The sequence below is a fragment of the Virgibacillus proomii genome, assembly GCF_018916875.1.
In the GTDB taxonomy this organism is placed as follows: Bacteria; Bacillota; Bacilli; order Bacillales; family Amphibacillaceae; genus Virgibacillus; species Virgibacillus proomii_B.
In genome coordinates this window covers 37,507-44,439 of record NZ_JAHLNO010000025.1, presented here as the reverse complement: position 1 = coordinate 44,439, position 6,933 = coordinate 37,507, and the positions used below count along the sequence as shown (strand labels likewise).

7 protein-coding genes and 2 pseudogenes are annotated in these 6,933 nt (G+C 34.4%); 7 read left to right on the top strand and 2 right to left on the bottom strand.

Features of this window, described 5'->3' with window-relative positions:
• Window positions 1-187: 187 nt before the first annotated feature.
• A complete protein-coding gene (locus tag KQI21_RS13895) occupies window positions 188-1,456 on the bottom strand; it encodes a hypothetical protein (RefSeq protein ID WP_216484812.1) in 1,269 nt (422 codons plus the stop codon).
• Between the two features lie 959 nt (window positions 1,457-2,415).
• On the opposite strand from KQI21_RS13895, the gene KQI21_RS13890 reads away from it, so the two are divergent.
• The 7 genes and pseudogenes from KQI21_RS13890 (at window position 2,416) to KQI21_RS17090 (ending at window position 5,486) form a co-directional block, all read left to right on the top strand.
• Window positions 2,416-2,730, top strand: a complete 315-nt coding sequence (locus tag KQI21_RS13890) for a hypothetical protein (protein WP_216484811.1) — start codon at window positions 2,416-2,418, stop codon at window positions 2,728-2,730.
• A 572-nt stretch (window positions 2,731-3,302) separates the two neighbouring features.
• Entirely contained in the window at window positions 3,303-3,683 is a 381-nt protein-coding gene (locus KQI21_RS13885; protein ID WP_216484809.1) for a hypothetical protein, read from the top strand.
• 104 nt (window positions 3,684-3,787) lie between these two features.
• Window positions 3,788-3,925 (top strand): hypothetical protein, encoded by a 138-nt coding sequence (locus tag KQI21_RS13880; protein WP_216484807.1) that lies wholly within the window; start codon window positions 3,788-3,790, stop codon window positions 3,923-3,925.
• Between the two features lie 18 nt (window positions 3,926-3,943).
• Complete coding sequence (locus KQI21_RS13875) at window positions 3,944-4,132, top strand: hypothetical protein (protein WP_216484805.1); 189 nt, start codon at window positions 3,944-3,946, stop codon at window positions 4,130-4,132.
• 185 nt (window positions 4,133-4,317) lie between these two features.
• Window positions 4,318-4,743 (top strand): GNAT family N-acetyltransferase, encoded by a 426-nt coding sequence (locus KQI21_RS13870; RefSeq protein ID WP_216484803.1) that lies wholly within the window; start codon window positions 4,318-4,320, stop codon window positions 4,741-4,743.
• Window positions 4,744-4,759: 16 nt separating this feature from the next.
• Window positions 4,760-4,885, top strand: coding sequence for a DUF2786 domain-containing protein (locus KQI21_RS13865; protein WP_216484801.1), 126 nt, complete (start codon window positions 4,760-4,762; stop codon window positions 4,883-4,885).
• A pseudogene (locus KQI21_RS17090) lies at window positions 4,885-5,486 on the top strand (DUF7168 domain-containing protein). Before KQI21_RS13865 ends, KQI21_RS17090 begins: the two are co-directional and overlap by 1 nt.
• 234 nt (window positions 5,487-5,720) lie before the next feature.
• On the opposite strand, the pseudogene KQI21_RS13850 reads toward KQI21_RS17090, so the two are convergent.
• Window positions 5,721-6,781: pseudogene (locus KQI21_RS13850) on the bottom strand (IS30 family transposase).
• Window positions 6,782-6,933 lie beyond the last annotated feature (152 nt).

The window sequence follows — 6,933 nt, the reverse complement described above, 5'->3', positions numbered from 1 at the left end:
AGAAGGAAAAGGTGCTTCTTAATAACGAAAACGTCGCTGCCACCTTAGTCTAATTGTAAATATATTCCAAATGGATGGAGCCACCTTTAGTTGGGCATTTACTTTTTTGGCTCTCTTGGCTAAATAATTAAAACAGAAAATTTAGATATTATTTATGCAACGCTAGTGTGAGGAAATATTATTTATATTACAATTCATTTAATTCAACAACTTCCCCATTATTCGCTTTTACTGCATATTGACAATCTAACTTTCCGCATAATACATAGTAACCCTGCTCAAAATCATATACATAATATGGTGTCAATTTAACGAAGTCTTTTAATTTCTCTAATGCTTCCTCTTTTGCAACCTTTATTTCCTCTGCTTCTTCTAATTCCATATACATTTTTAAAAACGGCTTATTATCCATGTAATTCAATACTTGATAAGTCTCCGAGTCAATGAATAGCTTCACTTTTCTTTTAAATACACACTCTTTCTGTTCCTTTGCTTTTAATGTTGCATGGATGTATCCCTTTTCTCGATATAGCGACTTTAATGCCCATTTTCCTGAATCATTCGTGTATTCTTGACTTAAAAATTTTTTAATGTTACTGACACACTTTTTAATTTCTTCCTCTGTGATTGGCCGCAAATCTGGATGTGGCTCACACTGAAATGCTTGATCAGGTGTGACATTTTCAATTAGTGATAGTATTTTACCTTGGAAAGTTTTTTGAATATTATAATCCCACTCTATCACTTTGTCCATTTGCAAAGAAAACTTATCATCTACAAAGAACTCAAAGGGTAAGGTAGAAAAACAGTTATTCTTAATATAAATCTCCTCAATTGCAAATGCAGGAACGAGCTTCTTTTGTTCAATGACCGGAAACTCAACTAACTTCAATTGTTCCTTAGCTAACTTTTCTACTTGTTCAAGGGAAAGTAAATATTTTTCTTGTTTTACAAGTTTCTCGGATGGAAACTGTCCATATACAGAAAATAAGGTGAGCCTCCCTACTTTATCCAGTTTTAATTCAATATAACCTGACGGAGAAACTGCAACCCCATCTATACATTCCTTGAAATGAAGCTCTCTTTCTTCTTCCTTCCAGAACTCAAACTGCCTTCCATAATTCAAACCCGTTTCCTTTTCAATCCACTTGATGATTTCATCCCTGTTATTCAAATCAAACGTCATACCATCAACAGTTGATATTCCCTCACTAAAAATCACATGTTTTGTCTTTCTTGAATGGATGTCTATCTCAATACAAGCTGTCCCTTCTGGATTATAGGTTTCATCATCCCAATTTTTAATATGATTTGGAAACCATTCCATGCTTAGGCTATAAACCGTATCTTTGAAAATTGTTGTACTTCGGTTGATATCAAATGTATGTAAATAATATTCATGTAAGCAGTATTTTTCTTTTGTAAAATTAATTAATTCTTTTATTCTCGTATCCATCTAAAACTCCTTATATTTAAAGTATTATGAATAACACCCTACCTTCGCTTGAGGGTGGGGTTTTCTCATCCAAATAAGATAAAAAAGGGGGGGCGGGATTACTACTGAGAGAGTCCCGCCCCCTTTATCTAAATTAGAATGGTGTATAAGTATTTTTTAATTTGTTTTTATAATGTTCTAGCTTCTTTATTTTTTTGAAAGTCAACAAAGAACAAATTGTAGTAATCATTAGCATTAATTCATGATCTTCCCATTTATTACCGATAATTTTGAGCATGACCTCACTCCAAATTTTTTATTTATACAATTATATCATTGCCTTTGTTGTCAATCAAATAAGTCATTAATTCATTCTATTATAATGCGAAAACGCTGTTTGGAAAGCGTCTTCTAATAATTATTTAATAACCGCCTTGAAAAATTTGAACTACCCGTCACTTAGCTTACGATGGAGTCTTCTCGTCCAAATAAGATAAATAGAGAACCTCATACCGGATGTGGTATGGGGTTCTCCTTTTTTAGTCACAGGAAAAATTTTGTTCCTGCTTTGTTCCTTTTTGGGGTTAAAATGTTCCTTATTTCAATCGTTTTTGCATGTATACAAGTAATTTCGCAGGAATTAGTCACGCAAACAAATGAGCTATTTAGCATAATTAGAAGCAATTTTCGCCTCATTTGTTCCTTATTTGGCTCAAACGTCTTTGCTTTATTTCAATATAAAGTGGCTTTTCTTGCCCTCTTCATTTGTTCCAGTTTTTCTTGATCTTTTTTATACGCGTCTATACGGTTATTTTGTTCAAACTTTTTGAGGTAGATAGCATGATTTTGTTGTTTTTCCTTAAAGGGGTACCGTCAGGAAAATAGGCTTAGCGTTGTAAATCCGCATTTTCCTGACGGTACCCCTAAATAAAAGTGAAGAAACAACATATAACCCGTTTGATACGGATAATCTTATTCGAATGAAGAAGAACAAAGAAATTAAAATAGGTTTGAATACTGTTGTACAACATTTAAATAGTGGCGATTACGAACAAGCAGAAGAACTTACTAGAAAAATCGCCTTTAATATTCCTGAAAATTATAATGATGGTTTTTGGTTAGATGCAGTAATGACAGTAATAAGAGCAGTGATTTTAGCACTTGCAGAAGATGTTGTATCAGCTAAAAGTGAAAAAATTGATATGTTTTCAATGGTTAACTTTGATCAAACTTTATTTCAAGTCAACATATGGGTACCTAGATTTCTAATAAAAAGAAAAGGATTAAAAACTTAAAAGCATATTTGGGGTTGCCACAAGGGTTTGCTCATAATCTGATAAGGTAGCAAAGAACGCTCCCTAACAGTCTATGGCATCTCGCTTCCCTCTAAAACATTCGATAACTACAAATTGTAAGATAGATGGCCAACTACCAAGAAGCATGTAGTTGGCCATCTATCAACATTTTGTAAGTTCCTGATTGTTTCTTAACGAGTGAACGACAATGGAAAAACAAAAGATCAAAAGACAAAATGGAGAGCAGGCATACGCCTGCTTTTTATTATGCTTATTTTTCCGTTTGCAATCCGAAGAGTAAAGCCTTGCCACTCTAACCCGCCAGAAGGCAGGACACCCGAACCTTTCCTACTGGCGGCTAAGAGTGGCGCTAAAAAACGTCAATAAACTTTCGGCGCTACGCTCGGCATATCCTCACTTCGTTACGGTATTCCACGTTTTATTGACGTTTTTTAGCAAGGCTTTTTCTTCTACTTGTCAAACGGGAAAAATAATCCCCTTTGCGGGAAATCCTTTTCGGATTTCAAACCACAAAATAAATGATTAAAACACATGTAGAGGAGAAATGCAAAATGATTACAAATACTTACAACAATATTAAAGAAGCGCAAAGTTGGCTTGCTAGAGTGTATAGCCTCAATAACAATAATAGTAAAAAAGACCTCGAAAAAATAAGGCATTACGCTAAGTTATTAGAATGCCTTATCAACCAAGCGAAAGGTAATGTTAATTCAGATTTCAATATCAGTAATATTTTAGAAGCTGAACTTTGGTTGAATATGATTAAAAACATTCCTACTAATAAAAAAGAAAAAGAAGATATTGAGTTCATTCAAAAACGCATCAACTTGTTAGAATGGCTAATCAGTCGATCTAAACAAAATTTAAAGGAAGGAGCTTTAATTATGCATCGTACAAGGCGTTGTTCCATAGAAAGGATGTCGTATCATTAAAGGGTTGCTTTAACATATGTTAACGAGTTTATATTATTTCATTTTGAAAATTTGTAGGTTGCTAATCGCAACCTACTACTAAAAACAAACAGGAGGTTATTATTATGGCAGATCAAGCAATTATTCGAATCGAGTACGACAAGGAACATCTTGAAAAAATGGGCTTGTGTTTAGAGGACGAAGCACGCTGGCTGGAATGTGAAGATTTAAAAATAAGTGTTATTTCTGTAGAAGAAATATAAGGGGGAAGGTGTGTTATTATGGGAAAAATTGATATGTATATGTACGTTAATCAGTTGGATGAAAACAAACAGGAAAAGGTTTTGGACGAAGTCTCCCTTTTCCTCTTTCAAAGCGAGGGATTGAGTACAGAACTTCAAAAGGATCCATTAAAACAAGCTAAAAATAGTCGTTTGATTGACTTAGCTGGGATTGTAGATTTTGAATAAATTGAAATACAAGAATGCACTTCAGAAACTGCTGAAGCATAGAAGGTACATTGTGAAATGGGACTGAGATACAATTGCATGAGTAAAGAATTAAAAATATCATATAGGTTACTAGTAAACTAGTAACCTATATGATAGAATTAACTGTTCTCACTTAGTTCAATGGGAGGGATAGGTGTATTGCTATGAAAAAATATAAAGGCTATATAGCAAGTCAAACTGAAAATGTAACGAAAGTAATCCAACACAATAATTCTACATTCTATCTATACAGGAAATACCCTGCTATTTTCTTAAACTATTATGTTTTTGAGCTTTTTTCCTTCGATGACTGTTTAATTGTTCGATGTTATTTCCAAATCCATTTTATCGAAAAGACTTTAGTTTTACAGTCGATAAATACATTTGGTGAAGATAACCAAAGCAAAGGTTATGCATCAATTGTTATGGAAAGAGTCATTGAAAAAGCAAAAAAATTAAATTTAAAAAAGATTATTTTACCAACAGATGACAAGGTCATGGAGAAAGAATCTTTTGATTGTTTATTTGCTTTTTATAAAAAGCATGGCGCTTCTATAGACAAAGATCGTTTTTATATTGACATTACATAGAAAGGTGAGATTATAATTGGGGAATAATTATTCAGAAAGAAACGAAAGAATAGTTAAAAAAATACAAGGGTTGTTGGCACTTTCCGAAAATAACCCTAATGAAGAAGAAGCGCAATCTGCATTTCTCATGAGCAAAAATTAATGTTAAAACACGATGTATCCATGAGTGATATTGCCCTAATAGAAAACAAACGTAATATTGATGAAGGTCAGGTTACTGTTCTAAAAAAACTATACTGGTGGGAAAGAGAATTAGCTATTATTATCTCTAAAAACTTTCGTGTTCAATGGTATATGAAAAATAGGTATTTAAACGGAGAACGTAATATAAAAAGAGCAATCATTTTCTTTGGATATGAAACGGATGTAGCTTTAGCAAAAAAATGTATTCATTGGCATATGAAGTAATCACATTTTACACAAAAGAGTATGTTGAAACCTATTACAGCAACAACAATATATTTAGATCCAAACAAGTCACTTCTACTGTTAAAAATTCATACATGAAAGGATTCTTGACTGGACTACAACAAAAATTTGAAGAACAAATTAACGAAATGAGACAGGAAAATGCTCTGATGGTTCTTGTTCCTGTAGAGGTTCAAGAAAAATACGATGAAATGTTTGAGGGAACAAAACCATTACTTCATCACATTCCAACTGTAAAAGAATACACTGCCTACACACAAGGATATGAAGATGGAAGCAAAATTGATTATACAAAATCGACTATTGAAAAGTAAATATACATGGAGAAATAAATCTTTCTTAAATTGCAATATTAAATGCAACATTTAATGAAATACCAGTAAACCAGTGATTTAATAGAATGGGGAACTCTGCGCAACTTTACATGGAGTGGCAGGCATGATAGCATGGGTGGTCCAGCCAGACTTCCTACAAATCTGGCTTCTTGGCTGGGAGTCATGCCTGCAGAGGCTCCATGTCAAGTTGCGAAACGCTTCCCAACGGTTTCGCTATAATTCGTTTAAGAAGCTAAGAGAGCCATTTATTTCCTCAAGAAAGCAATCTTCGGGTGTTTTGTACTCTAGAATCTTCCTTGGGAGGTAATTGCACCATTTTTCTGCATAAGAAATGGTTTGATCAGCAACGGATGAAATGGCTTTTCCCTTTGGGATAAAACGTCGTATTAATCCGTTATGGCGTTCATTTGTGCCTCGTTCACAAGAGGTATATGGATGGGTGAAATAGACTTCAGTCTCATCCCTTTCAACGGATACGCCAAGGTCAGCGAATTCAGAACCATTGTCAGCGGTAATGGTCTTAAAAACCTTTGAGAACTGGTCACCATAAGTATTCTTTAATTTGGCAATAGCATCTGTTACTGACGGAGAATCTTTGGCAGAAACTCTTAAAATGATCTCTTTACGTGTTTTACGTTCTGTAAGGGGGTCAATAAGGCTTGATCCTTTGACTTTTTACCAATAACGGTATCGATTTCCCAATGACCGAATTCTTGGCGCTCAGTGACTTCAGCTGGACGCTCTTCAATATTGCGACCCAAGACTCTTTTATTTTGGCGAGCTCGTCTCTTCTTGGTATTCAATCGAACTTTCATTGGTAAATCAATGTTTTTTATGGCGATGAGACCCAAATCAATATAGTTATAGAGAGTTTTGGTACAGACGTAGACACCCTCAAAAAGACCATTACGTTTTGCATACCCACAGACGGCATCAGGAGACCATTCGTCTTTCAAAATTTTGTTCTCGGCAAATTGAATAAACTCAATGGCTCCATCTAATTTAAACTTGGCACCACAGGCCTTCCTGTTCTTCTCATATATGAGTTGACCCGTATCAGGAAAATAGATTTCAACCCGTTTTCCACCTGTCCTCATTTGAGTAACAGTGCCACGTCTCAATTCTCGAGAAATAGTACTCTTATGGCAGCCTACTGCATCAGCAATCGCTTGTAGGGATTTGCCTTCTGTACGTAGAGCAGTTATTTTTCCACGGTCATAAGCCGTTAAATGTTTAAAGCTACGTTTAGATGTGGTAGAATTTGATTGAGCCATAGATAACCCTCCGTATTGATTGTGTTTTAGTCGACTTAATCATACACGGTTTATCTATGGTTTTTCATTTTTTATGCTTGTTGCATTTGATTATACAACTAGCCGAAACTTTTTAAAATAGTTAAGCCAACTAGGAGCTTGCCTCCATCAAA